This window comes from Cupriavidus sp. UYPR2.512 (assembly GCF_000379565.1).
GTDB lineage: Bacteria > Pseudomonadota > Gammaproteobacteria > Burkholderiales > Burkholderiaceae > Cupriavidus.
In genome coordinates, this window is sequence record NZ_KB902852.1 from 48,175 (window position 1) to 74,496 (window position 26,322).

Sequence of the window (26,322 nt, forward strand, 5' to 3'; positions counted from 1 at the left end):
ATGCTCCTGTATCAACTTTGGCGGGGGTGATGCCAGAGTAGGGGCGGCCACTGGTGCTGCCTATTCGCCGGCAGCACAGCGCACGCGGGTGCGCAGCCTGCCTTTGGAGGTAGTTCCACCGGCGGAGGCCGCCGGCGCGGCTGCGGTGCTATCGTGCAGTCAGCGTGAACGGCATCCGTTTACGCCCCTGCGGCAAACCATGCGCCGGATCAAGAAGCCGGCGCGCGCCGCATCACCTGATTCCCGTAGCCAGCCATGGACACCATCCCCATCCTCCCCGCGCGGCGCTCGCCGCCGCCCGGCAAGGCGCCCGCCGGGCCGCCGCCGCGCGGCTTTGCCTTGTTTGCGCTGGGTTTCCGGCCGTTCTACCTGGGCGGGGCGATGTTCGCCGCGCTGGCCATCGCGGCGTGGTCGGCGATGCTGGCGGGCGTGAACGCAGCCGGCCCGGCGCCGGTGATGGCGGCAATGTTCTGGCATGCGCACGAGATGGTGTTCGGCTTTGCCGCGGCCATCGTGGTGGGCTTCCTGTTCACCGCGGGGCGGGCCTGGACCGGCCAGCCGACGCCCACCGGCGCCGCGCTGGCTGCGTTGTTCCTGCTGTGGCTGGCCGGACGCGTGGGCATGTGGGTGGCGCCCGGCACGGCGGCCTTCGTGATCGAGGGCGCGTTCCTGCCGCTGGCCGCGCTGGCCTTCACGCGCGCGCTGGCCCGCGCCGGCAACCGCCGCAACTATCCGCTGGCCCTGGCGCTGTGGCTGCTGGCCGCGGCCGATATCGCCAGCCTGTGGCTGCAGGCGCGCGGACATGACGCCGGTGCGATGCTGGCCTGCCGCGCCGGCGTGGCGCTGGTCACCCTGTTCGTGGTGGTGATCGGCGGGCGCGTGGTCCCGATGTTCACGACCAACGCGATCCCGGGGTTCCGCCTGCGCCAATACCGGCAGGTGGACCGCGTGGCGGTGCCGGCCGCGGTGCTGGGGCTGGCCGCGGGGCTGCTGCCCTTGCCGGGCTGGCTGGCGGCGGCACTGTCATTGCTGGCCGCGGCTGTGCTGGCCGTGCGCGTGGCCGGCTGGCGCAGCCATGCGGTAGGCAACCGGCCGATCCTGTGGGTGCTGCACCTGGCCTATGCGTGGCTGCCGCTGGCGCTGCTGCTGCAGGCGCTGGGCGCGCTGGGGCTGGCGATGGCCGGGCTGGCCACGCATGCGTTCACGGTGGGCGTGCTCGGCGTGGCGATCATCGCCATGATCACGCGCACCGCGCTGGGCCACACCGGCCGCATGCTGGTGGCTGGCCGCGCGGAGACCGCAGCGTACTGGCTGGTGGCGGCGGCGGCGGTGCTGCGGGTGTTCGGCCCGATGATCTGGCCGGCCGGCTATTTGCACTGGGTGTGGGGCGCCGGGGCGTGCTGGGTGGCGGGCTTTGGACTCTATGCGCTGACGTATGCGCCGCGGCTGATGCGGCCGCGGGTTGACGGCAAGCCTGGTTGAGTCAGTGGAATAGTCTGATTCCTGCGCTTTTCCCGACAGGTTGCTGCGACGCCATGAAACTGGTGCTGGTCGGCAGCCAGAGCCGGCAGGATGTCTGGCGCCTGGCCGAGGGTGCCGGCGGGGAGATTGCCGTGCGCGTGCGTGGCCGGATCGAGGCCAATACCGGCGAGCTGTTGTCCGATGCGGCGCTGGCGGGCTTTGGCATCGTCCTGCATTCGACCTGGCATGTCAGCGCCGCGCGTGCGCGCCTTTGTCGATTTCCTGGCCGGGCGCTTCGGCGACAACCCGCCGTGGGAGCAACCCGACGGCGGGTGAGACGGCCTGCCCTAGGCGGGCAGATGCGCCGCCGCGCGCCGGTAGTCGCTCGGTGTCATGCCGGTCCAGCGGCGGAAGGCGCGGAAGAATGAGTTGGCATCGTCAAAGCCGAGCCGGAACGCGATTTCTCCCAGCGACATCGCGCCCCCGGCCAGGTAGCCGCCAGCCAGGTCGCGGCGCGCCTCCTCGCACAGCTTGCGAAAACTCGTGCCTGCCGCCATCAGCCGGCGTTGCAGCGTGCGCTCGCTGATGTCCAGGTAGCGCGCCACCGCGGCCAGGCTGAGGGCGCGCTCGCCGGCCAGGGCCTGCAGGGCCGCGCGCACATCGTCCAGCGAAGCGGATGCCGGCCGCGCTTCGCGCATGGCGTGGCCCGCGCCCGGGCCGTCCGGCCCGCTGCGCACACGGGCAGCCAGGCGCAAGGCCAGGTCGCGGCGGCCGAACACGATGGCGTCTTCCGGCTCGCCAAAGCGCACCGGGCAGTCGAATGCCTCGGTATAGCGCAGGTGCCAGTCCGGCTGGCCGATGCGCAGCGACACCCGCAGCGGATGCAGCGGCTTGCGCGTGAACTGGCGCCCGAAGGCTAGCAGCGAGCACAGCTCCATGTCGATGCGCGGGCGGGTGTCGGGCGCCTCGGGGTCGCTCGGGCGGATGCAGACCCAGGCTTCGTCGCCCTGGCGGCGCAGTTCGATGCGGTCGCCGGCGAGCAGCTTCTGGTAGCGCGCGATGCGCCGCAGCGCGGTGCCCAGCGACGGCCCGGCCATGGCGGGCAGGCCCGCCAGCCCGAGCAGGTCGGTCTGCATCCGGCTGCCCAGCCACAGGCCGATGGTTGGATCGCCGGTGGCACGGTAGACCGCGCAGAGCACGTTGCAGGCCTGTTGCGGGCCGGCCGCCGGCACGGTGGGCTTGAGGTCGCTGGGGTCGGAGTCGGTGTCGGATTCCGGGGAAGGCGCGAGTCCCGATACGTCGTAGCCGCCGTCACGCAGCGCGTGCAGCAGGTCACGAGGCAACGGCCCGGCCTGGATAGGCTCTTGTTGTGTCATTGTCATCATCTGGCTGGCAAGTTGGCGCAAGTGCGCCAGTGCAGCCCCCGGTAACAATGAGATTACGCGGTGCCGGTGCCCCCTTCAAGGGCATGCGGGGGGGCGAAGTGTGGCCTGGGCAGCGCAACGGCGTGCGGGCAGCGGGTGGTACCGTACCGTTGCCAGGTTCCGGGGCGCCCGCAACCCGTTGCCTAAAATTTGGGCGCTCCGGTGGGTTGCCGCACAGACTGGGGCTTTCGGGGAGTGCAGGGCCAGGATATCCACAGATTCTGTGGATATCACACGCCAGTTTTCAACATGGGTTTGTGCGGCTGCCGCCAAGTGCCGGATGCGGGTATGCTGAGTGGTTTGAGGGCGCGGCCTCTTGCCTGGCCGCGTTGTCATCGTGTGGCATCCCTGCCGGATTTGCCGCCATCATGCCGCCAACGCCCGCTGTTGGCCCCATTGCGACTCTACCTGCCCGCCGCCATGCGCCATGACCGGTCGTCCGCAGTCCTGCCTCGCGTGGCCTTGTTGCCGATGCTCGCCGCCACACTGGCGCTGTCCGGCTGCGTGGCGCAATACCGGGTGCCCGCCGGCGCCCCGACCGCCAGCGTGCGGCTGCTGACCAGCACCGACGACAATACTTCGTTCACCGTGGTCGATCCGGCCAAATGCCCGGTGCCCGCGCGGCCGCTGGTGCTGGCGGGAACCGGCAGGCAGTTGTCTGCGATGGGACGGGACCGCGGCCTGGACATGGCCGGGCGCTCGCCCGAGCCGCCGGCGCGCACGCGCGAGCGGCTGGTGGAGGCGGGCCGGCGCATCTACGTAGCGGTGACGTCGGCAGCGGCGCCGCCGCTGCCTGAACTGCGTTGCGCGGCGGGCGTGTCATTCGTGCCGGCTGCCGGCGGCCAGTATGAGATCCGCTACCAGCGGGACGAGACCGCGAGCCAGTGCTCGGCGCAGGTATTGCGCATGCAGCCGCTGGCCTACGGCGGCGCGCGCCTGACGGCGGAGCCGACCCAGCAGGGCTTCAGGGCGCTGCGCAAGGACTATGTGTGCCAGGCGCAGTGACGCGCCTGGCAGACCGATGGCACCATCGATTGAAGCGGGCGTTTGAGGCAGGCGCCCGCTGGCCGCGCAGGCGGCTTACTGCTCGATCAGGAAACGCTCAGGGCGCTTGCCCAGCCACGCCGGCGCGCGGCCGCGGCCCGACCAGGTCTTGCCGGTCTTGGGGTCCATGTACTTGGGCGGCAAGGCGGATGCAGGCTTCTTCGCGCTCGAACCGGCCGGGCGGCCACGCTTGCGGCGGGGCAGGATGTCGTCGGCGGTCAGGCCGTATTCAGTCATCAGATCCCGGATTTTGTCGATCACGCCGGCGACTTCCGTCGCGCGCACTTCATTCAGCTTGGCTTCCAGCGCTTCCTTCTCAGCCAGGAGTTGCTTGTATGTCGCCATTTATATCCCCTTTCTGCAAATAGGCCGCTGCATGGTACTAGAAGTTGCGGGGTCGGTTCACCTAAAAAAATTTTACAAAAAATAACGGAGATTGCACGGACTGATTGATTGCCGGCCTGAATTGACGGTTGCACAGCCGACGACGCAGCCGGCATTGGGCTGTTCATAGCCTGTTTTGCCAGCAGTTTAGGACAATGAAAATACGCGCGACCGGGGACTTTAACGCCTAGACTGCTTGTCTGCGCCCAGCGCAGCCCCCTGGTACAACTACCGGAGCCCCTGATGAGCCAGCAGATCTTTGTCAATTTGCCCGTCCGCGACCTGCAAAAGTCGATTGCCTTCTTTACGCAGTTGGGTTTTTCCTTCAATCCGCAATTTACCGACGACACTGGCACCTGCATGATCGTCGGCGAGAACATTTTCGTGATGCTGCTGACGGAAGCCAAGTTCCGCAGCTTCTCGCCCAATGAAATCTGCGATGCACGGAAATCGACCGAGGTGCTGGTTTGCCTGTCGATGGAAACCCGCGCCCGCGTGGATGAAATAGTCAATGCCGCGGTCGCGGCGGGTGGCAATACCTACAAGCCGCCGATGGATTTGGGATTTATGTACGGGCATGGATTCCAGGATCCGGATGGCCATGTCTGGGAGCTGGTGTACATGGATATGGCGGCAATGCAGGCCAGGCAATGAAGGCGATTTAGCGAGACCCTATTCACCAGCCGCGGGATCGTTCAGGCAAGCCACCAAAAAAAACAGCCCGGGAAAGCAGGAAGCCCGGGCTTGAAATCCACCTGGATCACGGTGGAGGAGACATCTGGTTGTCAGCGTCCCGGGCATGGCGCCCCGGACGCGGCAGTTGGTTCCGGCAGGATCAGATGGCCCAGCCCCCGGCATAGAACGCAGCCAGCACGACCGCGATAGCCACCGTGCCGGCATTGAGCTTGCGCCATTCGCCCGCCACCACGCGGCCCACCACGAGGGTGCAGAAGCCCAGCATGATGCCGGTCACGATATTGCAGGTCAGCACGATGAACACGGCGCAGACCAGGCCGGCCATCGCGTCGACCAGGTCGTCCATGTGCAGGCGGCTCACGCTCGACAGCATCAGCAGGCCCACGTACATCAGCGCCGGCGCGGTGGCGTACGACGGCACCAGCCCGGCCAGCGGCGAGAAGAACATTACCGCCACGAACAGCAGGCCCACCACCACGGCGGTCAGGCCGGTCTTGGCGCCGGCGGCCACGCCGACGGTCGACTCGATATAGGCCGCGGCCGGAGCGCCGCCGAACATCGCCGAGAAGATCGAGCTGACCGAATCCGCGGTCAGCGCGCGCCCGCCGTTGTTGATATGGCCGGCGGCATTGAGCTGGCCGGCTTGTCCGGCGACGGCGCGGATCGTGCCGGTGGCGTCGAACACCGCGGTCATCACCAGCGCCAGCACGCTCGGCAGCACCGCTGCCGACAGTGCGCCGCGCACGTCCATGGCGCCGATCAGCGATTCATGGCCGGGTGCGCTCAGCGACGGCAGCGCGAACACGCCGGTGAACTTCACCGCCGGATCGAAGGCCAGGCCCAGGGCGGAGATCGCGATGATCACCAGCAGGATGCCGCCCGGCACCTTGCGGCGCTCCAGGCCGAAGATCGCGGCCAGGCCCAGCACCGACATCACCACCGGGAACGAGGTGATCTTGCCCAGCGACACCGGCAGGCCGGGGTGAGCGTTCTTGACCACCAGGCCGACTTCATTCGAGGCGATCAGCAGCAGGAACAGGCCGATGCCGATGCCGGTGCCGTGCGCCACGCCGGCCGGCAGGTTGCGCAGGATCCAGGAGCGCACGCCGGTGACGGAGATCGCGGTGAAGATCACGCCCATCAGGAACACGGCGCCGAGCGCGACCGCCGGCGACAGGCCCTGCCCCAGCACCAGCCCGAAGGCCATGAATGCGGTCAGCGAGATGGCGCAGCCGATGGCGATCGGCAGCTTGGCCCACAGGCCCATCAGCAGGGAGCCGAAGGCAGTGGTCAGGCACACCGCGACAAAGACCGCGCTGGTGTCGAAGCCGGCCTTGCCCAGCATGCCGGGCACGACAAAGACGGCATAGACCATCGCCATGAAGGTGGTTACCCCCGCGACCACTTCCTTGCGCTGGGTGCTGCCGCGCGCCGTGATCTCGAAAAACGCGTCGAGCCGGCTCCGGACTTCGGGGACTTGGGGGCGTGCGGCATCGGCTTCCGTCGCGGGCGACGGATAGGGCTGTTCGATCATGATGGGCTGTCTCCTTGCGGGCGCTGCAACGTCCGTCGTACGGACTGTTGTCAGGCGTATCTCACGTGGTTCTGGTCTGGGCTGCAGGCGCAAGCCTGGCCAACCCGCTGTTATCGGTGTGCCGCTTGTCGGTGCCTTCTGCGGGCGCGATCCGGGCAAGGCTGAAGGCTAGGTGACCACGCGCCATGCATCATCACCGGCAGACAATGCGCGGCATGTGGATCGGGGAATATCGAATGTGACGATTAACCGCCTTAGATCGGCGGATCGGCATCAGGTGGCGCTTCCGGCAGGCGGTCATTATCACGCACCCGATATACGGCCTATAGGTACAGACCCGGATGATTCAGGCGCAACTTCTCTATACTAGGGATAACCCTGAACTGCCTCCCGATCCGGGCCGAACCACGGCTGGATGTGCTTCGTGAGGCGTACCAACTTCCAACCTAACTGGAAAGGATATTCGCCATGCAAGTACTCGCCGACACCCTCTATCGCCAGCCCGCCCAAGCCAGGGGATCGAAGCCCGCCGCCCGGCCTGCACGCGATGTTGCCTATTACGCCCGCGTGGGCGGTGGCCAATCGCTGGCCGCGCGGGTGCGCGCCTACTTTGCCCAGGGCTGGACCCTGTACCTGGCCAACGCCCGCGAAGCCGCGCCGATCCGCTGGCTGTAAGCGGTTGCGCTGCGTCAGTACATGCCGGTGCGGGCCATGAACGCGTCCAGCGTCCAGCCGCGCCCGAGCAGCAGCATGCGCGTATGCAGGCCCTCGCGCACTGGCGCGTCGACGGCCTGGCCCAGCCAGCTCAGCGTCTTGTGGCGCAAGTCCACATAGCCCATCGGGTAATCGGCGGCCAGCGCCTGCCATAGGGCGTTGGCGCCGGCCGACTGGCGCGCCCCGCTCAGCAGGCACAGCCCGCCGTCCAGCGCCCAGCGGTATGGCGCCCGAGCCAGGCCGCGGCGTTGGTAAGCGGGCGCAAACTTTGTATGCGGCGCCCGTACCCATGGATCGGCGCGGCGGCCGACCTCGATCAGCCGGTTGAAGACGGCATAACCGGCCAGCCGGCCTCGCGATAGCGCAGGCGCAGGCGCAGGCCTGGCCGCCCGCGGGCAGCGCCGGCATCGCATTCGTAGTCTTTGTGGCTGTCACTGAGCTGCCGCCAGCAGCTTTGGTCATCCTTCAATTGTGAACACTGTCTACATGTACTAGACTCGGAAGCATCGTTCACCGGCCTTCTTGCAGGAGCCATGATGACGACTTCCCCCATTCCCGAAACCGATGCCGGACCCGTCAGGCTGCTGGTGGCCACCACCAAGGGCGCCTGGTTCCTGACCAGCGACGCCGCGCGCCGCGGCTGGCAGATCGAGGGCCCGACGTTTCTCGGCCATACCATCCACCATATCGTGCAGGACCCGCGCGATCCGTCGCGCATGCTGATGGCGGCGCGCACCGGCCACCTGGGCCCGACCGTGTTCCGCTCCGCCGACGGCGGCCGCAACTGGACCGAAGCCGCGCGCCCGCCCGCCTTCGACAAGGCGCCGGAGGGCGAGACCGGCCGCGTCGTCGACCACGTGTTCTGGCTCACGCCCGGCCATGCCAGCGAGCCCGGCACCTGGTACGCCGGCACCTCGCCGCAGGGGCTGTTCCGCAGCGCCGACCATGGCGCGACCTGGGAGCCGGTGTCCGGCTTCAACGACCACCCGAATTGGCGCACCTGGACCGGCGGCGAGCAGGACGGCACGCCCGACGGCCCCAAAATGCATTCCGTGCTGGTCGACCCGCGCGACGCGCGCCACCTGTATATCGGCATGTCCAGCGGCGGCGTGTTCGAGAGCACCGACGGCGGCGCGGACTGGAAGCCGCTGAACCGCGGCAGCCTCGCCACCTTCCTGCCCGATCCCAACCCCGAATACGGCCAGGACCCGCACTGCATGCTGCAGCATCCCGCCGACCCGGACATCCTGTACCAGCAGAACCACTGCGGCATCTATCGCATGGACCGCCGCGAAGGTGTATGGAAACGCATCGGCGAAGCCATGCCGGCCGAGGTTGGCGATATCGGTTTCCCGATCGTCGCCCACCGCCGCGATCCGCGCACGGTGTGGGTATTTCCGATGGACGGCAGCGATGTCTGGCCGCGCGTCAGCCCGGGCGGCCACCCCGCGGCCTATGTCACCCGCGATGCTGGCGAGACCTGGCAGCGCCAGGACCGCGGCCTGCCGGCCGAACAAGGCTGGTTCACCGTCAAGCGCCAGGCCATGGCCACCGACGGCCACGCGCCGGTGGGCGTCTACTTCGGCACCACCGGTGGCGAGATCTGGGCCAGTGCGGATGAAGGCGAGGGCTGGCAATGCATCGCCCGCAATCTGCCGCAGGTCTACGCGGTCACCGTGGCGCGCCCTGCCTGAATGCCATCAGCCGATCGGAGAACTTCCATGCAGGTCCGTATCGCGACGCCGCTCTTTTCCTATACCGGACAGCGCGAATACGTCGAAGCCCGTGGCGCCAGCATTGCTGAACTGCTCGACGACCTTGACCGCCAGTTCCCCGGCATGCGCTTTCGCATCGTCGATGAGCAGGGCAAGCTGCGGCCGTATATCCGCGTCTTCGTCAACCGCACGCAGCTGATGAGGCTGGATGCGCCGTTGAAGGAAACCGACGAGGTGCATATCCTGCAGGCGCTGGCGGGCGGCTAAGGCCGGGCGACAGCGCCGCTCAACTCCCCGTGCCCACCGCCGATATCCAGTCATGAACCCTGCCGTGCGCCATCCGCCGCGGCCGCAGGCAGATGACAACGACGGCGGCAAACACCACACGCACGGCACGGGAGCGACGCATGAGCAGTTCCATGAGGGACATCGACGAACGGACCAACCTCACCAACAACAACCAGTTCGAGCTGCTGCTGTTCCGGCTTGGCGAAGCCGAGCACTCCGGCCAGACGGAGCTGTTCGGGATCAATGTCTTCAAGGTGCGCGAGATCCTGGTGATGCCGCACGTGACGACCGTGGTGGGGGCCGACCCGTCGATCCTGGGCATGGCCGATATCCGCGGCCAGGTGATCCCGGTGATCGACCTGCCCAGGCTGGTCGGGTGCAAGCCGCGCAGCGGCCTGGGCATCCTGCTGGTGACGGAATATGCACGTTCGACGCAGGGCTTTGCGGTGGAGGCAGTGGAGGAAATCGTGCGCCTGGAGTGGAACCAGGTGCATTCGGCCGAGGCCAGCGTGCGGACCGGCCACGTTACCAGCATCGCCAAGCTGGATGGGGACGCCGCGGGGGGCACGGACGCGTCGCGGCTGGTGCAGGTGCTGGATGTGGAGCAGATCCTGCGCGATGTGCTGCCAACGCGGCAGCCGGACGTGGACCCGGGCACGGTCGGCCCGCAACTGAGCCTGCGCCCGGGCGCCAAGGTCATTGCCGCCGATGATTCGGCACTGGCGCGCGGCCTGATCGAGCAGGGGCTGAAGGCGCTGGGCGCGCCGGTGGTGATGACCAAGTCCGGCAAGGAGGCGTGGGAGCTGCTTGACCGCATCGCCGCCGAGGCGGCCAGCCATGGCAAGTCAGTGCAGGACGAGGTGGCGCTGGTGCTGACCGACCTGGAGATGCCGGAGATGGATGGTTTCACCCTGACCCGCAAGATCAAGGCGGACAGCCGGCTGAAGTCGCTGCCGGTGGTGATTCACTCGTCACTGTCGGGAGAGGCGAGCGAGGAGCATGTGCGCAAAGTGGGCGCGGACGCCTATGTGGCGAAATTCGTGGCCAAGGAACTGGCTGACACCATCCGCGAGGTGCTGACGCGCTGAGCGCCTGGTGGCGGAAGAATCGCAACAGGCACAAAATTCAAACGCCCGCAACCATTCCCGTATCCCGGCGGGTTGCCTATAAAACGGGCACTCCAGTGAGTTCCAGCGCCGGCGCGCCCTTTGCGGTTGTCAAGAGGGGGGATATCCACTGAAGCTGTGGATAGTTCCTGTGGACAAGTCGGGCCTCCCGGCCGCTACTGCCCGGGAGGCCCGGCGGCGGCCGGCGTGACCTCCACGCCTGGCCGTACTCCCTGGTGCTGGCGCTCCTCGCTCCCCCTTACTTGGGCTGTTCCACCGTGCGCAGGTAGGGCTTCAGGGTCTTGAAGCCCTGCGGGTACTTCTTCCTGGCGTCCTCGTCCGAGACCGAAGTCGGGATGATGACGTCCTCGCCCGGCTTCCAGTTCACCGGCGTGGCCACGGTGTGCTTGGCATTGAGCTGCAGCGAATCCAGCAGGCGCAGCACCTCGTCGAAATTGCGCCCGGCGCTCATCGGGTACACCAGCATGGCCTTGACCTTCTTGTCCGGGCCGATGATGAACACCGAGCGGATGGTGGCGTTGTCTACCGCGGTGCGCGGGCCGCTGCCGCTGGCCTCGGGGTGGATCATGTCGTAGAGCTTGGCCACTTTCAGGTCGGCGTCGCCGATCATCGGATAGTTGATGGTGCAGTTCTGCGTTTCCTCGATGTCCTTGGCCCAGCGCTGGTGGTCATCCACCGGGTCGATGCTCAGGCCGATGATCTTGGTATTGCGCTTGTCGAACTCGGGCTTGAGCCGGGCCATGTAGCCCAGTTCGGTGGTGCACACCGGCGTGAAGTCCTTGGGATGCGAGAACAGGATGGCCCAGTTGTCGCCGATCCACTCATGGAAGCTGATCTTGCCTTCCGTGGTGTCGGCGGTGAAATCAGGGGCTTGCTCGCCCAGTCGAATCGCCATGGTTGCGCTCCTTGCAGTTGGCGTGGTTTGGAAACGCGCGTCGCCGCGCACTGTTGCCCGCTATCTCGCTATCTCGTTCTTCGCCCGGCCGCCTAGCGGAAGACCAGCACTGGGATCGTGCTGTGGGTCAGGACCTTGTGGGTCTCGCTGCCGATCAGCAGCGCCTGCAGCCCGCGCTTGCCATGCGACGACATCACGATCAGGTCGCAGTCGCGCTGCTGCGCGCACTGGATGATGGCCTGCCAGGGATGGTCGTCGGTGGCGGTGATGGTCTCGCAAGCCACGCCGGCCTGCGCGGCGGCGTGGCTGAGCGCGGCCAGGAAGGTATCCGCGTGGCGCGCGGCCTCTGCGGCAAAGGTGTCCTTGGTGTCCTGCAGGCTGGTCAGCCGGTAGGTCAGCACGTGGTACTCGGGGATCACATGCAGCCCGGTCACGCGGGCGCCGATGCGGCTGGCGAAGGCCATGGCCCGGGCCGCCATCGCGTCGGCGCGTGCGGAGCCGTCGGTAGGCACAAGGAGGTGCTTGAACATGATGGGCCTCCGATTGCAGAAGTTTGCCGCGTCCGCCTGGGCCCGTACCCCGTGCGCCCGGACGAGCCAATCCAGTATAGGAATTGAGTGGCATAAGCGACAGGGCAGACGTGGCGAATATCACGGCGCGCGCCGCAAGCCGGCGGGATTAACATCCTGTTATCATCCAATGCACCATTATCATCCTGCACGAACCCGAGGGATTGACGCATGATCGCGCTGCGCGAAGCTTGGCTGGCCGGACTATTCCGACGCGGCAACTGGCTGCCGAACATCGTGTCGGGCGTGATCGTCGGGGTGGTGGCGCTGCCGCTGGCCATGGCGTTTGCGATTGCGTCGGGCGCCAAGCCGGAGCAGGGCCTGTACACAGCCATCGTCGCCGGGCTGGCGGTGTCGCTGTTCGGCGGCAGCCGGCTGCAGATCGCGGGGCCGACCGGCGCGTTTATCGTGGTGTTGTCCGCCGTGACCGCGCGCCACGGCATCGACGGCCTGCAGATCGCCAGCCTGATGGCGGGCCTGATCCTGCTGGCGATGGGGCTGACGCGGCTGGGCAGCGTGATCCGGTTCATTCCCGCGCCGGTGATCGTCGGCTTCACGGCTGGCATCGGCGTGATCATCTTCGTCGGCCAGTGGCGCGACTTCTTCGGCCTGCCGCCGGTGGCAGGCGAGCATTTCCACGAAAAACTCTGGCACTTGCTGCAAGCGCTGCCGCAATGGCACCCGGCCACCACCGCGCTGGCGCTGGGCAGCCTGGCGCTGGTAGTGGGCGCGCCGCGCGTGCGCTGGCTGCGGCGCATCCCCGGGCCGCTGGTGGCGCTGCTGGTGGCCACCGCGGTGCAGGCGCTGTTGCGCTTTGACGGCGTCGCCACCATCGGCACCGCCTTTGGCGGACTGCCGCGCGGGCTGCCCGTGCCAGCGCTGCCGGACATCACGCTGGCGCGCGTGCTGGAGCTGGCCGGGCCGGCCTTCACCATCGCCATGCTGGGCGCGATCGAGTCATTGCTGTCCGCGGTGGTGGCCGACGGCATGGCGGGCACCCGGCACGATTCCAACCAGGAACTGGTCGGCCAGGGCATCGCCAATATCCTGGCGCCGCTGTTCGGCGGGTTTGCCGCCACCGGCGCCATTGCCCGTACGGCCACCAATATCCGCAATGGCGGCAACAGCCCGCTGGCCGGCGTGGTGCATGCGCTCACGCTGGTGATGGTGCTGCTGTTCCTGGCGCCGCTCGCGGCCAGCGTGCCGCTGGCGACGCTCGCCGCGATCCTGTTCGTGGTGGCCTACAACATGAGCGAGGGGCGCCAGTTTGCGCGCATGGTCCGCCGCGCGCCGCGCGCCGACGTGGCCATCCTGCTGATCACCTTCACCCTGACCGTTCTGACCGACCTGGTGGTGGCGGTCAATATCGGCGTAATCCTGGCCATGCTGCAGTTCCTGCGGCGCATGTCGGCGTCGGTGGAGGTGGCGCGCCAGGACGCGGTGGAGGTGGAGCGCGAACTGGGCGGCGCCGGCGCCGGCCCGGCCGCGCGGATGCCACCGGGCGTGCTGGTCTATGTGATCGACGGACCGTTCTTCTTCGGTGCCGTGGAAGCCTGCGAGCGCGCGCTGGTGCAGACCCATACCGAACCGCGCGTGCTGCTGATCCGCCTGGGCCGCGTGCCCTTCATGGACATGACCGGCCTGCAGACGCTGGAGGCCGTGATCGTGACGCTGCAGAAACGCGGCGTGGCGGTGGTGCTGGCCGAAGCCAACGAGCGTGTCAGGGAAAAACTGGCGCGCGCGGGCGTGCTGGCGGCGCTGGGGGAGGGCAACTACGTGGATTCGCTGGCACCGGCGGTGCAGCGCTGCAGCGAGCTGGCAGGCGAAGGCAATGGCGAGGGCGACGCCCCGCGCTGAGCTACTTCTTCTGCCGTGTGCTGCCCGCGGGCTTGGCCTTGGTGGCGTATTCCACACCATGCTGGGCCAGGTATTCGCGGATCAGCTGGCGCACGACCTGCGACGGTGTCAGGTCCTGCGAGGCGCACAGGGTTTCAAAAGCCTTTTTCTTGACCGGATCGATCAGGATGGTAAGGCGGGCGGTCTTGGATTCCATGAGGGGTGTCCGGCTGTCCCGGCCGGTGATGGCGGCGGTGATTGGATGCGCATTATATACAGCGCAAACCAGTGCCGAAGCCAGCGGTTTGCTCCCCTCTCCCGCTTGCGGGAGAGGGGGGTGTCCGCGAGGGGTGGCAGCATTCTCAGAAACTATCAGGCCGTCAGCACCTGCTGCCGGCTGCCCCTACATCACCATCTCCAGATCCGCAATCACCGCCGCCAAAAACCGCGCCGCCTCTCCACCCGTCACCACACGATGGTCAAAGGTCAGGCTCAGCGGCATCACCCGGTGCACCGCCGGCACGCCGCCGGCCGCCACGACTTCTTCGCGCACGCGCCCGGCACCCAGGATTGCCACGGTCGGCGGCACCACGATAGGCGCGGCATAGCGCCCCGCGATCATGCCGAAGTTGGACAGCGTGATGGTGTTGCCGCGCATTTCCTCCGGCGCGATGGTGCGCGCGCGGATGTCGGCGCGCATGCGGTCCAGGCCGTGGCGCAGGTCTGCGGCATCGCGGTTGCCCACGTCGCGCAGCACGGGCACGAACAGGCCCTCGGGCAGGTCCGCCGCAATGCCGACGTCGATCTTCTTCAGCACGTGGCGGCGGGCGGTCTGGCCTTCGTACCAGGCATTGAGGCCGGGCTCGGCGCGGCAGCCGGCCACCAGGGCGCGCACCAGCCTGATGGTGACATCGGCGCCGGGCTGCCAGGGGTGGATGTCGGCGTCATCCATCACGGTGGCGGCGGCGACTTCGGCTTGTGCGCGCGCCATGTTCTGCGCCATCGCCCGGCGCACGCCGCGCAGCTCTTCCGGCGCGCCCAGCTCAGCCAGCGTGCTGGCTACCCGCTCCACGTCGGCGGCGGTGACCACGCCCTCGGGGCCCGATGCGGTTGCCATCGCCAGGTCCACCCCCAGCCGGCGCGCCAGCGCGCGCACTGCCGGCGTGGCCTTGACGCGCGCGGCCATGCCCGCGGCGGGTGCCGCGGTGCCCGCAGGCGCGGCTTCATTGACCACGTGCGTGCCGACCTGGACCGAGCCCACCACGGTGCCGGCGTCGGCATCCTCGCCCGCACCCTCGAAGCCGACCAGCGGCGCGCCCAGGTGGACGATGTCGCCGGGCTGCGCAAAAAGCTTGCCGATGGTGCCGGCATATGGCGACGGGATTTCCACGATGGCCTTGGCCGTCTCCACTGACAGCAGCGGCTGGTCGGCGGCCACGGTGTCGCCGGTCCTGGCGTGCCAGGTCACGATTTCGGCTTCCTGCAGGCCTTCGCCCAGGTCGGGCAGCTTGAAGACTCTCATCGACCCTCCTTGCGCATCTTTGCCCAACGTTACGCCGCCATCGCCTTGCGCGCCGCGTCGACGATGCGGGCGACGCCAGGCAGGTAGGTGTATTCCAGCCGCGCCAGCGGCACCACGGTGTCGAAGCCGGTCACGCGCTGCACCGGCGCGGCCAGTGAGTAGAGGCCCGCGTCGGCCAGCTGTGCCACGATCTCGGCGCCGAAGCCGGCGGTGCGCGGTGCCTCATGCACGATCACGCAGCGGCCCGTGCGCGTCACCGATTCCAGGATGGTCTGCATGTCCAGCGGCTTGAGCGTGGCCACGTCGATGACCGTGGCCGTCACGCCCTCGCCGGCCAGTGCGTCCGCGGCGGCGAGCGTCTCCTGCACCATCGCGCCCCAGGTAACCAGCGTGATATCGCTGCCTTCGCGCAGCGTGAAGCAGGTGTCCAGCGGCAGCGCCGCGCCGTCGTCGGCCACTTCCTGGCGGAACAGGCGGTACAGCCGCGTGGGTTCGAGGAAGATGACCGGGTCCGGATCGGCGATGGCCGCCAGCAGCAGCCCGTACGCGCGCGCAGGCGATGAAGGCACCACCACGCGGATGCCGGGCATATGCGCGAACATCGCCTCCGGGCTTTCGGAATGATGCTCGGGTGCATGGATGCCGGCACCGCACGGCGAGCGCACCACCATCGGACACGACAGGCGCCCGCGCGTGCGGTGCCGCATGCGTGCGGCGTGGTTGATGATGTGGTCGACCGTGGGGTAGATAAAACCGGTGAACTGGATCTCGGCCACGGGCTTGAGCCCCATTGCCGCCATGCCGATCGCCGCGCCGACGATGCCGCCTTCGGCCAGCGGCGTATCCATGACGCGCGCTGCGCCAAAGCGCGCCTGCAGGCCCACGGTGGCGCGGAACACGCCGCCATTGACGCCGATATCCTCGCCCAGCAGCAGCACATCGGGATCGTGATCCAGCGCATGGGCCAGCGCCAGGTTGACTGCTTCGACCAGATTGATTTCCGCCATGGTTCGCTCGCTGTGGTCGCTACGTGGAGGCGCAGGGTTCGCTTGCTTATCCGCGCGGCGCCGGGAAGCGCCGGGCAATCTCCAGCTGCGCCTGCAATTCGGCCGGCATGGCCGCGTACAGGCAGTCAAACATCGCGGCCGGATCTGGCGGCGGCATGGCAAGGTAAGTTTCCACGGCCTGCGCCACCTGCTGTGAGCAGGCCTTGACCAGCGCTTCCTCGCGCGCTGCGTCCCACGCGTGCAGCGCCAGCAGGTGCGTGCGCAGCCGCAGCAGCGGCTCTTCCTGCCAGTGCGCCTTGACGCTGGCCTCGTCGCGGTAGCGCGAGGCGTCGTCGGCGGTGGTGTGGTCGCCCAGGCGGTAGGTGATGGCCTCGATCAGCGCCGGACCGCCGCCGGCGCGCGCGCGCGCGATGGCCTCGCCGACGCGGTGGCGCACTGCGACCACGTCGTTGCCGTCGACCTGCTCGCCGGGGATGCCGGCGGCAATGGCCTTCTGCGCCAGCGTCTGCGCCGCGGTCTGGCCGCTGCGCGGCATCGATATTGCCCACTGGTTGTTGTTGATCACGATCACCAGCGGCGCGTGCCACGCGCCGGCCATGTTCATGCCCTCATAGAAATCGCCCTTGGAGGTGCCGCCATCGCCCAGCAGGCAGACCGCCACGCGCGGCTCGCCGCGCAGCTGGAACGCATAGGCGGCGCCGGCCGCGTGGCAGACCTGGGTGCCGATCGGCACGCAGTTGGCAAAGTCATGCGGCGCCGCCGCAAAGCCGCTGCCGCGTTCGTCGCCGCCCCAGTACAGCAGGCTCTCGGTCATCGTGACGCCGCGCACAAACTGCGCAGCGTGGTCGCGATACGAGGGCACCAGCACGTCTTCGGGCCGCATCGCAAAGGCCACGCCCACGCCAATGGCTTCCTGGCCGAGCGCCGAGGCAAAGGTGCCGATCTTGCCGGTGCGCTGCAGCGCAATCGCTTTCAGGTCGAACTGGCGCGTCAGCACCATCGCCTGGTACAGCGGCAGCAGCGCGTCGGGGTTGCCGGCAAGGGGTGGGGGAGGGGAAGTGGGGGAGGAGGTGTCGCCCGGCGGGGCAAGGTAGCGCGTATAGCCGATCTCGAAGCTCGCAACCGTGGACATGGCAGGTCTCTCGATGCTTGTCTCGACAGGATCTGCAGGGACGGCCGCGAGGATCTTCGCAGCGCTGTCCGCAGCAATGATCGCGTTGTGATCCCCGCCGTGCTTTTTGGGCGCGGAGGGACTTGAGCTTGAGTGTAGGGCATTTGCGCGGCGGGCGCGTCGCAAAATCGTCTTGCTGTGCACAATGCGCGTGGTGCTGCCCACAATGCAAGAAAGCGCCTGTCGGCGCTTTCTTGCTGGCAACAGCAGTGCGCTTCAGCGCTGGTACGGCGGCTGCACGAAGCCCGCAAAGCGCTGCTGCGTCACCGTCTTGAACTGCGCTGACTGGTAGGCGTCGCGGATGTCCTTGACGAAGGGCTTGTTCAGGTCCGCCGTCTTCACCGCCACCAGGTTCATGTAGTAGTCGGGGATCTGTTCCAGCGCCAGCGCCGAGGTCAGCTTCAGGCTGGAAGCCAGCGCATAGTTTCCATTGACGAAGGCATAGTCCACGTCGTCGAGCGAGCGCGGCAGCTGGGCGGCTTCCAGCTCGATCAGCTTGAGCTGGTGCGGGTTGGCGTCGATGTCGCGCTCGGTGGCGCGGACCGGGTCGGTGCCCGGCTTGAGCGTGCCCCAGCCGATCTGCCGCAGGATGGCGATGGCGCGCGCCAGGTTGGTGGGATCGTTCGGCAGCGACAGGTATTGCCGGGCTTCACCTCGGCCAGGCCCTTGTGCTTGCGGCTGTAGATGCCGATCGGCGCGGTCGGCACCTGGATCACGTCGGTCAGCGCCAGCTTGCGGTCGGCCGAGAACTTCTTCAGGTAGGCCACGAATAAGGGCGCCGGCGCCCGGCTGCACTACGCTGAAGGACAGCGTCACCCGTCTGGAGGCGGCCATGCCCGAACAACTCACCCGGCATCCCGAAGTCACGATCCAGGTCTTGCGCAGCGCCGGGGCCAACTGCGGCGAGGGCGCGCCGCAGGCCATCCTCAAGGCCTGCCCGCGCGAGCGCTTCTGCAAGCTGCCGGGCGGGGAGATCTGCGTGTATGGCCTGGACGGCGCGCAGGCGATGACGCAGTTCACGGCTGCCGACTGGCAGTCGCTCGCGCCCCTTGCGCGGGGCAGCGCAGAGGTTGCCGCCGAGACGGGCTGGGAGGGGACCACTGCCGCGGTGTTCATTGCCGGGCTTGTCGCCGGTGCGCTGGCGGCCGCGGCCCTGGCACGCTGGCGGCGCAGCCGTGGCCGTGGCCGTGGCCGTGGTTGACGGGGCCGCGCTGGCACGGTGTTTGCGGCCTTTTCAGGTCATGACACCGATGCAGTCCGCCTCCGATCGTTTCCGCCGGCCTGGGCACGGCGCAGCGCGCCGTCTGTCGTGCGGGTTTGGCGCGATCCCGTGCGCGCGCGAAAGCGCACTGCCGGAAACTTTTATCCTGTTTGAAGCCGAGGCAGGCCAGAAATTGCATGCCCGACTGGCGCACGCAGGCCTGCATTTCCGCACATTCCTGCCGCAGCCGGTCTTGCGGCGCGCGGCGACGACGGGAGGCGCGCAATGATGGGCGCGACGGCCTTCTCGGCCATCCGCGAGCACGCGCACTGGCCCGCGTGGCGCCGTGCCATCGGCATTCTGTTCATTGCCGCGGTGCTGGCGCTGATCGCGCGCAAGCTGGGCACCATCGACTGGGACGCGGTGCTGGCCGCGCTGCGCGGCTTCAACGCCCGCACGCTGGTGCCGGCGGCGGCCTTCGTTGCGCTGAGCGGCTTGCTGTACAGCCAGTTCGACCGGCTTGGCTGCCACTATGCCGGACACCCGTTGCCGGCGTGGCGGGTGATGGCGATTGCTTATGTCAGCTACACCCTCAGCCTCAACCTTGGGGCCACGCTGGGCGGCGCGGGCGTGCGTTATCGCCTGTACACGCGCGCCGGGCTGACCCTGCCGCAGATCTGGAGCCTGTTCGTGGTGGTGGTGAGCAGCAACTGGCTCGGCTATGCCTTGCTGGCGGGGGGCATCCTGGCGGCACAGCTGGTGGTGCTGCCGCCGGAGTGGGGCATTCCCGCGGCGCTGACACGGGTGCTGGGCGCGCTGATGCTGGCGGTGCCGGCTGCCTACCTGGCTGCCTGTGCCACCTGGCACGGCCGGCACCGGACCGTGCGCGACCATGATATCTACGTTCCTTCGATCGGCTTCGCGGCGCTGCAAATCCTCTTGTCAGCGGCCCACTGGATGGCGATGGCGGCGATCCTGTATTCGCTGCTGCATACGCATGCGGGGTACTTCACGGTGCTTGAGGTATTGCTGGCGTCGGGGCTGGCGGGCGTGGTGGTGCGGATCCCCGGGGGCCTCGGCGTGATCGAGACCGTGTTCCTGACGATGCTGGGAAGCCAGGTGCCGCACGGGCTGCTGCTGGCGGCGCTGATTGCGTATCGCGCGATGTATTACCTGATTCCGCTGATGATCGGGTCGATTGGCTACTTTGTGCTGGAGGCGCACGGCAAGCGTGGTGGGAGGTAGGTTGTGCTGGCGACCGATAGCTTTCGAGAGTGCTACCAGCCTTCGCGTACGCTCCCCTCTCCCGCGAAGTGGGAGAGGGGAGAAACCCTGCGGATCGCTGTGACGCCTGCGGTTAGGCCGCCGCCAACGCCCGATCCAGGTCCTCGATCAGATCATCGATATGCTCGATGCCGACCGACAGCCGCACCATGTCCTCACTGACGCCAGCCGCCTTCAGCTCATCCGCATTGAGTTGCCGATGCGTGGTTGACGCGGGATGCGTGGCCAGCGACTTGGCATCGCCGATATTGACCAGCCGCGTGAACAGCTGCAGCGCATCCAGGAAGCGCGCACCGCCTTCGCGGCCGCCTTGCTTCAGGCCGAACGACAGGATGCCGGGACCGCGCCCGCCCAGGTACTTTTGTACCAGCGCGTGGTCGGCATGGTCGGGCAGGCCGGCAAAGTTGACCCAGTCCACCTTGGGATGCTGCTGCAGGTGGCGGGCGATCGCCAGCGCGTTCTCAGTGATGCGGTCCAGCCGCAGCGCCAGGGTCTCGATGCCCTGCAGGATCAGGAAGGCATTGAACGGCGACAGCGCCGCGCCGGTATTGCGCAGCGGCACCACGCGCGCGCGGCCGATATAGGCGGCCGGGCCCAGCGCCTCGGTGTAGACCACGCCGTGGTAGGACACGTCGGGCTCGTTCAGGCGCTTGAAGCGTTCCTTGTGCTGGGCCCAAGGGAACTTGCCGCTGTCGATGATGGCGCCGCCGACGCTGTTGCCGTGGCCGCCCAGGTACTTGGTCAGCGAATGCACGACGATGTCCGCGCCATGCTCGAACGGACGGCACAGATAGGGCGACGGCACCGTGTTGTCGACGATCAGCGGCACGCCGTGGTTGTGCGCCACGCGCGCGATGGCTTCGATATCGACCACGTTGCCGAGCGGGTTGCCCACCGACTCCACGAAGATCGCCTTGGTGCGCGCGTCAACCAGGTCGCCGAAGCTGGCCGGGTTGCGGCCATCGGCAAAGCGGGTCTCGATGCCGGACTGCGGCAGCGTGTGCGCCAGCAGGTTGTAGGTGCCGCCATAGAGCTGGCTCGACGAGACGATGTTGTCGCCGGCCTCGGCAATGGTCTGGATCGCGTACGTGATTGCCGCCATGCCCGACGCCAGCGCCAGTGCGCCCACGCCGCCCTCGAGCGCGGCCAGGCGCTGCTCGAGCACGTCATTGGTCGGGTTCATGATCCGGCTGTAGATATTGCCGGCCACCTTCAGGTCGAACAGGTCGGCGCCGTGCTGGGCGTTGTCGAAGGCGTACGCCACCGTCTGGTAGATGGGCACGGCCACCGCGCGCGTGGTGGGATCGGGCGAATAGCCGCCATGGACGGCCAGGGTTTCGAGTTTCATGTTCTTCTCTCTTCTTCTCGCTGTTGGGTGCCGGACCGGCGCGCCGGGGCAGTGCCTGCCATGGCGCCGGGCATGCCGAGCGGTGCGCCGCGCGGGCGCACCGGGCCGTGCCATGGTACCAGCGCGGCCCGCGCACGCCCCTGCGGCGTGGCCGCCATGGTTGCCGACGGCGCTCCCGCCATGCAAGGAAACTTATTGCATTTGGATATGCGCGGCGCCGCTGCGCAGGGGTCATGCCCCGACCGCGAGCGGCGGTTCGACCTGCTGCCAGCGCAGGTTCTCCGGCCGGCGCAGTCCCAGATGCTCGCGCAGCGTGGAGCCCGTATAGCGCTCGCGGAACAGCCCGCGCCGGCGCAGTTCCGGCAGCACCAGTTCGATGAAGTCATCGAGCCCGCCCGGGAGCCAGGGTGGCATGACATTGAAGCCATCGGCGGCCTCGCCCTCGAACCACGCCTGCAGCTGGTCGGCGATGGACTGCGGCGTGCCGTGGATCGACCAGTGGCCGCGCGCGGTGGCCACGCGCAGGCACAGCTGGCGGATGGTGAGCCCCTCGCGCCGGGCCAGGCCGGTAACCAGCTGGAAGCGGCTCTTGGCGCCGTTCGGTTCGGCCAGGTTGTCGGGCAGCGGGCCGTCCAGCGGATAGCCGCTCAGGTCGATCCCGCCCAGGTGTTGCGACAGCAGGGCCAGCCCCACCGACGGATGGATCAGGCTTTGCAGCGCTTCGAATTTCTCCTGCGCCTCGGCCTCGCTGCGGCCCACCACGGGGAACACGCCAGGCAGGATCTTGAGCTGGCCGGGCGTGCGGCCGTAGCGCGCGAGCCGCGCTTTCAGGCCACGATAGAAGGCCTGCGCATCGGCCAGCGACTGCTGCGCGGTAAAGATGACCTCGGCGGTGCGTGCCGCCAGTTCCTGCCCGGCCTCGGACGAGCCCGCCTGCACGATCACCGGATGGCCCTGCGGCGGGCGCGGGACGTTGAGCGGCCCGCGCACCTGGAATTGCGCGCCGCGATGGTCCAGCGGGTGCAGCTTGTCCGCATCGAAATGCAGGCCGTTGTCCTTGTCGTACAGGAAAGCATCGTCCTCCCAGGTGTCCCACAGCCCGGTCACCACGTCGACGAACTCTTCGGCACGGGCGTAGCGGTCAGCGTGCGCGGGATGACGTTCGAGGCTGAAGTTGCGCGCTTCGGCATCCGACCACGACGTCACCACGTTCCAGCCCGCGCGGCCCCCGCTGAGGTGGTCGAGCGAGGCGAACTTGCGCGCCACATGAAAGGGCTCGTTGTAGGTGGTGGAGACGGTCGCCACCAGGCCGATGCGCTGCGTCACCGCCGCCAGTGCCGACAGCAACGTCAGCGGCTCGAAGGTGGCGGCGCGCGCGGTGCGCGGCAGGGTGGCATCGTCCATGCCGCGGATGGCGACGCCGTCCGCCAGGAACAGCGCATCGAAGCCCGCGGCCTCGGCGCGCTGCGCCAGCGCGATGTAGTGCGCCAGGTTGCGCCCGGCATCGGCCTGGGCCCCGGGATGGCGCCAGCCGGCGACATGGTGCCCGGTGGCCTGGAGGAAGGCGCCCAGATGCAGCTGGCGCGGCGGCTTTTGCTGTGACATCGATCGTGCTCCCGGAAGAATCTGGCTGGGTCAGGCCGCTTGCCGTTGCGCGGCACGGGCGGACTGGTTGGCCGGCGCCGCGCCCTCGCTGCGCACGCCCGCCTTCACCGCCTTGCTGCGGCGGCCATCCACACCGACCGGGATATCGCCGGCCACGGTGGCGCGGCGCACTACGCGGTGCGCGTCGCCATAGTCGTTGATGGCGTAGTGCTGGGTGGCGCGGTTGTCCCAGATGGCGACGTCGCCCGCGCGCCAGCGCCAGCGCACGGTGTTCTCCAGCCGGTGCACATGGCCCTGCAGTACGGCAATCAGGTGCGCCGAATCGGCCGACGAGTAGTCCAGCAGCTTCTTGACGAAGTGGCCCAGCACCAGCGTGCGTTCACCGGTCTCCGGATGCACGCGCACCACCGGGTGCTCGGTCTCGTAGAGCGCCGAGGTGAATATTTCGCGGTAGCGCTTCAGCCCTTCGTCGCTGGGATTGACGCGCGTGGCCGCGTAGTCGTAGTCGTTGGTGTGCAGCGCCCACAGCTTGTCGGCCAGCGCGCGCAGCGGCTCGGGCAGATCCTGGTACGCAGCGGCGGTATTGGCCCACACCGTGTCGCCGCCGGCGGCGGGCACGGTCACGGCGCGCAGCACCGAGACCGCGGGGTAGGCCAGATCGAAAGTCACGTCGGTATGCCAGGAGTTGGCGCGGCCGCCATGCTGCGAGTCGAGCTCAAGCAATTGCGTGCCGTCGCGCGAGGGCACGGTCGGGTGCGGCACGGTGTCGCCGAACCGGCGCGCAAAGCCCTGCTGTGCGGCATCGTCCAGATGCACCTGGTCGCGCAAGAACAGCACCTTGTGCTTGAGCAGGGCTGCGCGGATGGCGGCGAAGGTGGCGGGGGGCAGGCCGCCGTGCAGCGCGACGCCGCGGATCTCGGCGCCGATGCGGCCGGCAACCGGGTGGATGTCGAGCTGGACGGTCTGGTCTTGGGTGGCGTTGGCTTGGGTCATCACGAAGCTCCGGAGGGGATTGGGATTGGGTCAGGCGAGTTCAGGTTCGGGGGCCCGCTGCACGGCAGGCTCCTGTCCGGCAAACTCACGCAGCACGGCATCGCGCACGCGCGCGAAGGGAAGTCCGGCGCGTTCGCGCGGATGCGGCAGGTCCACCGGCAGGATGCGGCGGATGCGGCCGGGCCGGGGTTCCATCACCACCACGCGGTCGCCCAGGAAGACGGCTTCCTCGACGTCGTGGGTGACCAGGATCATGGTGATGCCCTCGGCCTGCCAGATGCGCTGCAGTTCCTGCTGCAGGTAGGCCCGCGTCATTGCGTCGAGCGCGCCGAAGGGCTCGTCGAGCAGCAGGATCCCGGGCCGCGTCACCAGTGCCCGCGCAATCGCCACGCGCTGCGACATGCCGCCAGAGAGCTGGTGCGGATAGGCTTGTTCGAAGCCGCGCAGGCCAACCAGGGCGATATGCTCGGCAACGTTGCGGTCTTTCTCCTGCGTGCTGCCCGGCGTATTGAGCAGCGCCAGCCGGATGTTCTGGTCGACCGTCAGCCACGGGAACAGCCGGTGCTCCTGGAACACGATGCCGCGCTGCAGGCTGGTGCCCGATACGCGCTTGCCGTCCAGCAGGATCTCGCCGCGGTAATCCTCTTCCAGGCCGACCGCCAGCCGCAGCAGGGTTGACTTGCCGCAACCGCTGGCACCAACGATGCTGATGAACTCGCCCGGGGCGATGGTCAGGGTGATGTCCTCGAGCACGGGCAGGGCCCGGCCCTCGACTTCATACTGCTTGTGCAGGTGCGCGATGCTTAGCGTGCCGGCATGTGGCATAGGGGTCTCCGATCCATTGAGGGGGTGGCTCAGCCGGCGGCCACCGAGCGCCCGCGCCAGGCGAGCAGGCGGGATTCGATGCGGCCGGCGATCCAGTTCAGCGTGAAGCCGACCAGGCCGACCACGATCACGCCGAAGATCACCAGGTCCATCCAGAAGTTCTCGCGGCCGTCGGTCATGGTGTTGCCGATGCCCTTGCCGGATACCAGCAGGTACTCCGCGCCGAGCGTGGCCAGCCACGCATAGATCAGCCCCAGGTGGATGCCGGCGAAGATCGACGGGGCTGCCGACGGCAGCACCACGCGCCACAGCACCTGGGTGCGGGTAAAGCGCAGCACGCGGGCCACTTCCAGCAGGTCCGCGGGTACGGCGCGGATGCCTTCGAAGGTGTTGAGCGCCACCGGGAAGAATGCCGCCAACGACAGGAACACTACCTTGGCGGCATCGCCCAGCCCGAACCAGACCGAAATCAGCGGGATCCATGCAAACAGCGAGATCTGCTTGACGGTATGGAAGCTGGGGCCCACCAGGCGTTCGAACAGGCGCGACAGCCCAAGCGCCGTACCGAACACCACCCCGGCGCTGGCACCGATGGCAAAGCCGGCCAGGTCGCGCCACAGGCTGGCGCCCAATGCCGTTGCCAGCGCGCCGCTTTGTACCTGACGCAGCGCGGTGTCCCAGACGCTGGACACCGGCACCAGCAGCGGCGAAGCGGTCCAGCCAAAGCGCACGGCGGCCCACCACAGCGCGAGCAGCGTGAGCGGCAGCACCCAGCCGCGCAAGGCGCGGGGCAGGCGAATACGGGGGCGGATTACAGAAGTGGTCATCGCGGCCTCGCCTCAGAAGCCCGGCTTGCGCCAGCGCAGCACCGCGCCTTCGGCCAGCGCCAGCGTCTTGTCCAGCGCAAAGCCCACCACGCCCACCACCAACACGGCGGCCAGCACCATGTCGAGCTGGAACAGCTGGCGCCCGTAGACGATCATGTAGCCCAGCCCCTCGGACGAGGCCAGCAGCTCCACCACCACCAGCGCCAGCCACGCGTGCGTCAGGCCGTAGCGCACGCCGTTCCACACCGGCGCGGCCGCGGCGGGCAGCACTACGCGCGACAGCGTCTGCCAGCGCGTGAGCTGCAGCACCCGCGCCACCTCCAGGTAGCGTGTCGGCACGCTGCCGATGCCCTTGTACGTGTTCAGCGCCACCGGCACGAAGGCGGCCTTGGCGATCAGGATCACCTTGAGCGCTTCGTCGATGCCGAGCAGCAGCATCAGCAGCGGCAGCCAGCCCAGCACCGGCACCTGGCTGAACGCCTTAAAGGTCGGGTAGACGTAGTCGCGCAACGTCGGCGACAGGCCCATGGCCGCGCCCAGCGTCAGCCCGCCGGCCAGGCCCACGGCAAAGCCGCCGGCCACGCGCAGCGCGCTGATGGCCAGGTTGGCCTGCAGTTCACCGCTTTGCCAGAGGTCGGCCAACGTGCGCGCGACGTCTTCGGGTGCGGGCAGCACCTGCGGCGCAATCCAGGCATTGCGGGCGGCCACATACCAGATCAGCAGCAGCGCCAGCGGCACCGGCCAGGCCAGCAGCCAGCGTGTGGCATCCTGCCAGCGCAGTGGCTTGCGCGGATTAGCCACGCGCGGCGCCGCGGCGGCGGGCAGTGAAAGCGAATCGGCGACGGACATGAT

At 68.3% G+C, this 26,322-nt stretch carries 27 protein-coding genes and 1 pseudogene; 11 read left to right on the forward strand and 17 right to left on the reverse strand.

Features of this window, described 5'->3' with window-relative positions; genetic code table 11:
* Positions 1-255: 255 nt before the first annotated feature.
* Positions 256-1,482, forward strand: coding sequence for an NnrS family protein (locus A3A5_RS0100240; protein WP_018308654.1), 1,227 nt, complete (start codon positions 256-258; stop codon positions 1,480-1,482).
* A 326-nt stretch (positions 1,483-1,808) separates the two neighbouring features.
* On the opposite strand, the gene A3A5_RS0100250 is transcribed toward A3A5_RS0100240, so the two are convergent.
* Positions 1,809-2,837 (reverse strand): AraC family transcriptional regulator, encoded by a 1,029-nt coding sequence (locus A3A5_RS0100250; protein ID WP_232431235.1) that lies wholly within the window; start codon positions 2,835-2,837, stop codon positions 1,809-1,811.
* Positions 2,838-3,356: 519 nt separating this feature from the next.
* On the opposite strand from A3A5_RS0100250, the gene A3A5_RS43930 reads away from it, so the two are divergent.
* Positions 3,357-3,890, forward strand: coding sequence for a hypothetical protein (locus tag A3A5_RS43930; RefSeq protein WP_018308657.1), 534 nt, complete (start codon positions 3,357-3,359; stop codon positions 3,888-3,890).
* 75 nt (positions 3,891-3,965) lie between these two features.
* Here the strand turns inward: A3A5_RS43930 and A3A5_RS0100260 are convergent, their stop codons facing one another.
* Positions 3,966-4,274, reverse strand: a complete 309-nt coding sequence (locus A3A5_RS0100260; RefSeq protein WP_018308658.1) for an H-NS histone family protein — start codon at positions 4,272-4,274, stop codon at positions 3,966-3,968.
* 282 nt (positions 4,275-4,556) lie between these two features.
* Here A3A5_RS0100260 and A3A5_RS0100265 point away from each other — a divergent pair, with 282 nt between their 5' ends.
* Positions 4,557-4,967, forward strand: coding sequence for a VOC family protein (locus A3A5_RS0100265; protein WP_018308659.1), 411 nt, complete (start codon positions 4,557-4,559; stop codon positions 4,965-4,967).
* 181 nt (positions 4,968-5,148) lie between these two features.
* Here A3A5_RS0100265 and A3A5_RS0100270 read toward each other — a convergent pair whose 3' ends face one another.
* Positions 5,149-6,543: an NCS2 family permease gene (locus tag A3A5_RS0100270; protein ID WP_018308660.1), complete on the reverse strand. Its 1,395-nt coding sequence runs from the start codon at positions 6,541-6,543 to the stop codon at positions 5,149-5,151.
* A gap of 468 nt (positions 6,544-7,011) precedes the next feature.
* Between A3A5_RS0100270 and A3A5_RS0100275 the strand changes: the two genes are divergently transcribed.
* Positions 7,012-7,218 (forward strand): hypothetical protein, encoded by a 207-nt coding sequence (locus A3A5_RS0100275; protein WP_018308661.1) that lies wholly within the window; start codon positions 7,012-7,014, stop codon positions 7,216-7,218.
* Between the two features lie 14 nt (positions 7,219-7,232).
* On the opposite strand, the gene A3A5_RS37440 is transcribed toward A3A5_RS0100275, so the two are convergent.
* Complete coding sequence (locus A3A5_RS37440; protein WP_018308662.1) at positions 7,233-7,670, reverse strand: hypothetical protein; 438 nt, start codon at positions 7,668-7,670, stop codon at positions 7,233-7,235.
* Positions 7,671-7,790: 120 nt separating this feature from the next.
* Between A3A5_RS37440 and A3A5_RS0100285 the strand changes: the two genes are divergently transcribed.
* The 3 genes from A3A5_RS0100285 (at position 7,791) to A3A5_RS0100295 (ending at position 10,348) form a co-directional block, all read left to right on the forward strand.
* Complete coding sequence (locus A3A5_RS0100285) at positions 7,791-8,951, forward strand: glycosyl hydrolase (RefSeq protein ID WP_232431236.1); 1,161 nt, start codon at positions 7,791-7,793, stop codon at positions 8,949-8,951.
* A 27-nt stretch (positions 8,952-8,978) separates the two neighbouring features.
* Positions 8,979-9,239 (forward strand): MoaD/ThiS family protein, encoded by a 261-nt coding sequence (locus A3A5_RS0100290; protein WP_010810887.1) that lies wholly within the window; start codon positions 8,979-8,981, stop codon positions 9,237-9,239.
* A 140-nt stretch (positions 9,240-9,379) separates the two neighbouring features.
* Positions 9,380-10,348 carry a chemotaxis protein gene (locus A3A5_RS0100295; RefSeq protein WP_026200312.1) on the forward strand — a complete coding sequence of 323 codons (969 nt, stop codon included), beginning with the start codon at positions 9,380-9,382 and terminating at the stop codon, positions 10,346-10,348.
* A gap of 277 nt (positions 10,349-10,625) precedes the next feature.
* Here A3A5_RS0100295 and A3A5_RS0100300 read toward each other — a convergent pair whose 3' ends face one another.
* Both A3A5_RS0100300 and A3A5_RS0100305 read right to left on the reverse strand, forming a co-directional pair.
* Positions 10,626-11,282, reverse strand: a complete 657-nt coding sequence (locus tag A3A5_RS0100300; RefSeq protein ID WP_018308665.1) for a peroxiredoxin — start codon at positions 11,280-11,282, stop codon at positions 10,626-10,628.
* 92 nt (positions 11,283-11,374) lie between these two features.
* Entirely contained in the window at positions 11,375-11,812 is a 438-nt protein-coding gene (locus tag A3A5_RS0100305; RefSeq protein WP_018308666.1) for a universal stress protein, read from the reverse strand.
* 210 nt (positions 11,813-12,022) lie between these two features.
* Here A3A5_RS0100305 and A3A5_RS0100310 point away from each other — a divergent pair, with 210 nt between their 5' ends.
* Positions 12,023-13,708 (forward strand): SulP family inorganic anion transporter, encoded by a 1,686-nt coding sequence (locus A3A5_RS0100310; protein WP_018308667.1) that lies wholly within the window; start codon positions 12,023-12,025, stop codon positions 13,706-13,708.
* A gap of 1 nt (position 13,709) precedes the next feature.
* Here the strand turns inward: A3A5_RS0100310 and A3A5_RS0100315 are convergent, their stop codons facing one another.
* The 5 genes and pseudogenes from A3A5_RS0100315 to A3A5_RS37445 all read right to left on the reverse strand — a co-directional run.
* Complete coding sequence (locus tag A3A5_RS0100315; RefSeq protein WP_018308668.1) at positions 13,710-13,904, reverse strand: hypothetical protein; 195 nt, start codon at positions 13,902-13,904, stop codon at positions 13,710-13,712.
* 186 nt (positions 13,905-14,090) lie between these two features.
* Complete coding sequence (locus A3A5_RS0100320; protein WP_018308669.1) at positions 14,091-15,209, reverse strand: dihydrolipoamide acetyltransferase family protein; 1,119 nt, start codon at positions 15,207-15,209, stop codon at positions 14,091-14,093.
* Positions 15,210-15,238: 29 nt separating this feature from the next.
* Positions 15,239-16,216, reverse strand: a complete 978-nt coding sequence (locus tag A3A5_RS0100325) for an alpha-ketoacid dehydrogenase subunit beta (RefSeq protein ID WP_018308670.1) — start codon at positions 16,214-16,216, stop codon at positions 15,239-15,241.
* Positions 16,217-16,262: 46 nt separating this feature from the next.
* Complete coding sequence (pdhA, locus tag A3A5_RS0100330) at positions 16,263-17,348, reverse strand: pyruvate dehydrogenase (acetyl-transferring) E1 component subunit alpha (RefSeq protein ID WP_018308671.1); 1,086 nt, start codon at positions 17,346-17,348, stop codon at positions 16,263-16,265.
* Between the two features lie 255 nt (positions 17,349-17,603).
* Positions 17,604-18,154, reverse strand: a pseudogene (locus A3A5_RS37445) (MetQ/NlpA family ABC transporter substrate-binding protein); the annotation flags it as partial.
* A 65-nt stretch (positions 18,155-18,219) separates the two neighbouring features.
* Between A3A5_RS37445 and A3A5_RS0100340 the strand changes: the two are divergent.
* The 3 genes from A3A5_RS0100340 to A3A5_RS0100350 are packed head-to-tail and all read left to right on the forward strand — an operon-like array spanning position 18,220 to position 19,833.
* Positions 18,220-18,588: a hypothetical protein gene (locus A3A5_RS0100340; protein WP_018308672.1), complete on the forward strand. Its 369-nt coding sequence runs from the start codon at positions 18,220-18,222 to the stop codon at positions 18,586-18,588.
* Positions 18,569-18,877 (forward strand): hypothetical protein, encoded by a 309-nt coding sequence (locus tag A3A5_RS0100345; protein ID WP_157637112.1) that lies wholly within the window; start codon positions 18,569-18,571, stop codon positions 18,875-18,877. Before A3A5_RS0100340 ends, A3A5_RS0100345 begins: the two co-directional genes overlap by 20 nt.
* A complete protein-coding gene (locus A3A5_RS0100350; RefSeq protein ID WP_051108467.1) occupies positions 18,874-19,833 on the forward strand; it encodes a lysylphosphatidylglycerol synthase domain-containing protein in 960 nt (319 codons plus the stop codon). The genes A3A5_RS0100345 and A3A5_RS0100350 overlap by 4 nt, the downstream gene beginning before the upstream one ends.
* Positions 19,834-19,945: 112 nt before the next feature.
* On the opposite strand, the gene A3A5_RS0100355 is transcribed toward A3A5_RS0100350, so the two are convergent.
* The 6 genes from A3A5_RS0100355 to A3A5_RS0100380 all read right to left on the reverse strand — a co-directional run bounded on the left by A3A5_RS0100355 (position 19,946) and on the right by A3A5_RS0100380 (position 26,319).
* On the reverse strand, positions 19,946-21,220 hold the full coding sequence (locus A3A5_RS0100355) for an O-acetylhomoserine aminocarboxypropyltransferase/cysteine synthase family protein (protein WP_018308675.1): 1,275 nt from the start codon (positions 21,218-21,220) through the stop codon (positions 19,946-19,948).
* 231 nt (positions 21,221-21,451) lie between these two features.
* Positions 21,452-22,825 (reverse strand): LLM class flavin-dependent oxidoreductase, encoded by a 1,374-nt coding sequence (locus tag A3A5_RS0100360; RefSeq protein ID WP_018308676.1) that lies wholly within the window; start codon positions 22,823-22,825, stop codon positions 21,452-21,454.
* Between the two features lie 30 nt (positions 22,826-22,855).
* Positions 22,856-23,818 (reverse strand): TauD/TfdA family dioxygenase, encoded by a 963-nt coding sequence (locus A3A5_RS0100365; RefSeq protein WP_018308677.1) that lies wholly within the window; start codon positions 23,816-23,818, stop codon positions 22,856-22,858.
* Positions 23,819-23,848: 30 nt separating this feature from the next.
* On the reverse strand, positions 23,849-24,643 hold the full coding sequence (locus tag A3A5_RS0100370; protein WP_018308678.1) for an ABC transporter ATP-binding protein: 795 nt from the start codon (positions 24,641-24,643) through the stop codon (positions 23,849-23,851).
* A gap of 29 nt (positions 24,644-24,672) precedes the next feature.
* Positions 24,673-25,470, reverse strand: a complete 798-nt coding sequence (locus A3A5_RS0100375; RefSeq protein ID WP_018308679.1) for an ABC transporter permease — start codon at positions 25,468-25,470, stop codon at positions 24,673-24,675.
* Positions 25,471-25,482: 12 nt separating this feature from the next.
* On the reverse strand, positions 25,483-26,319 hold the full coding sequence (locus A3A5_RS0100380) for an ABC transporter permease (RefSeq protein ID WP_018308680.1): 837 nt from the start codon (positions 26,317-26,319) through the stop codon (positions 25,483-25,485).
* Positions 26,320-26,322 lie beyond the last annotated feature (3 nt).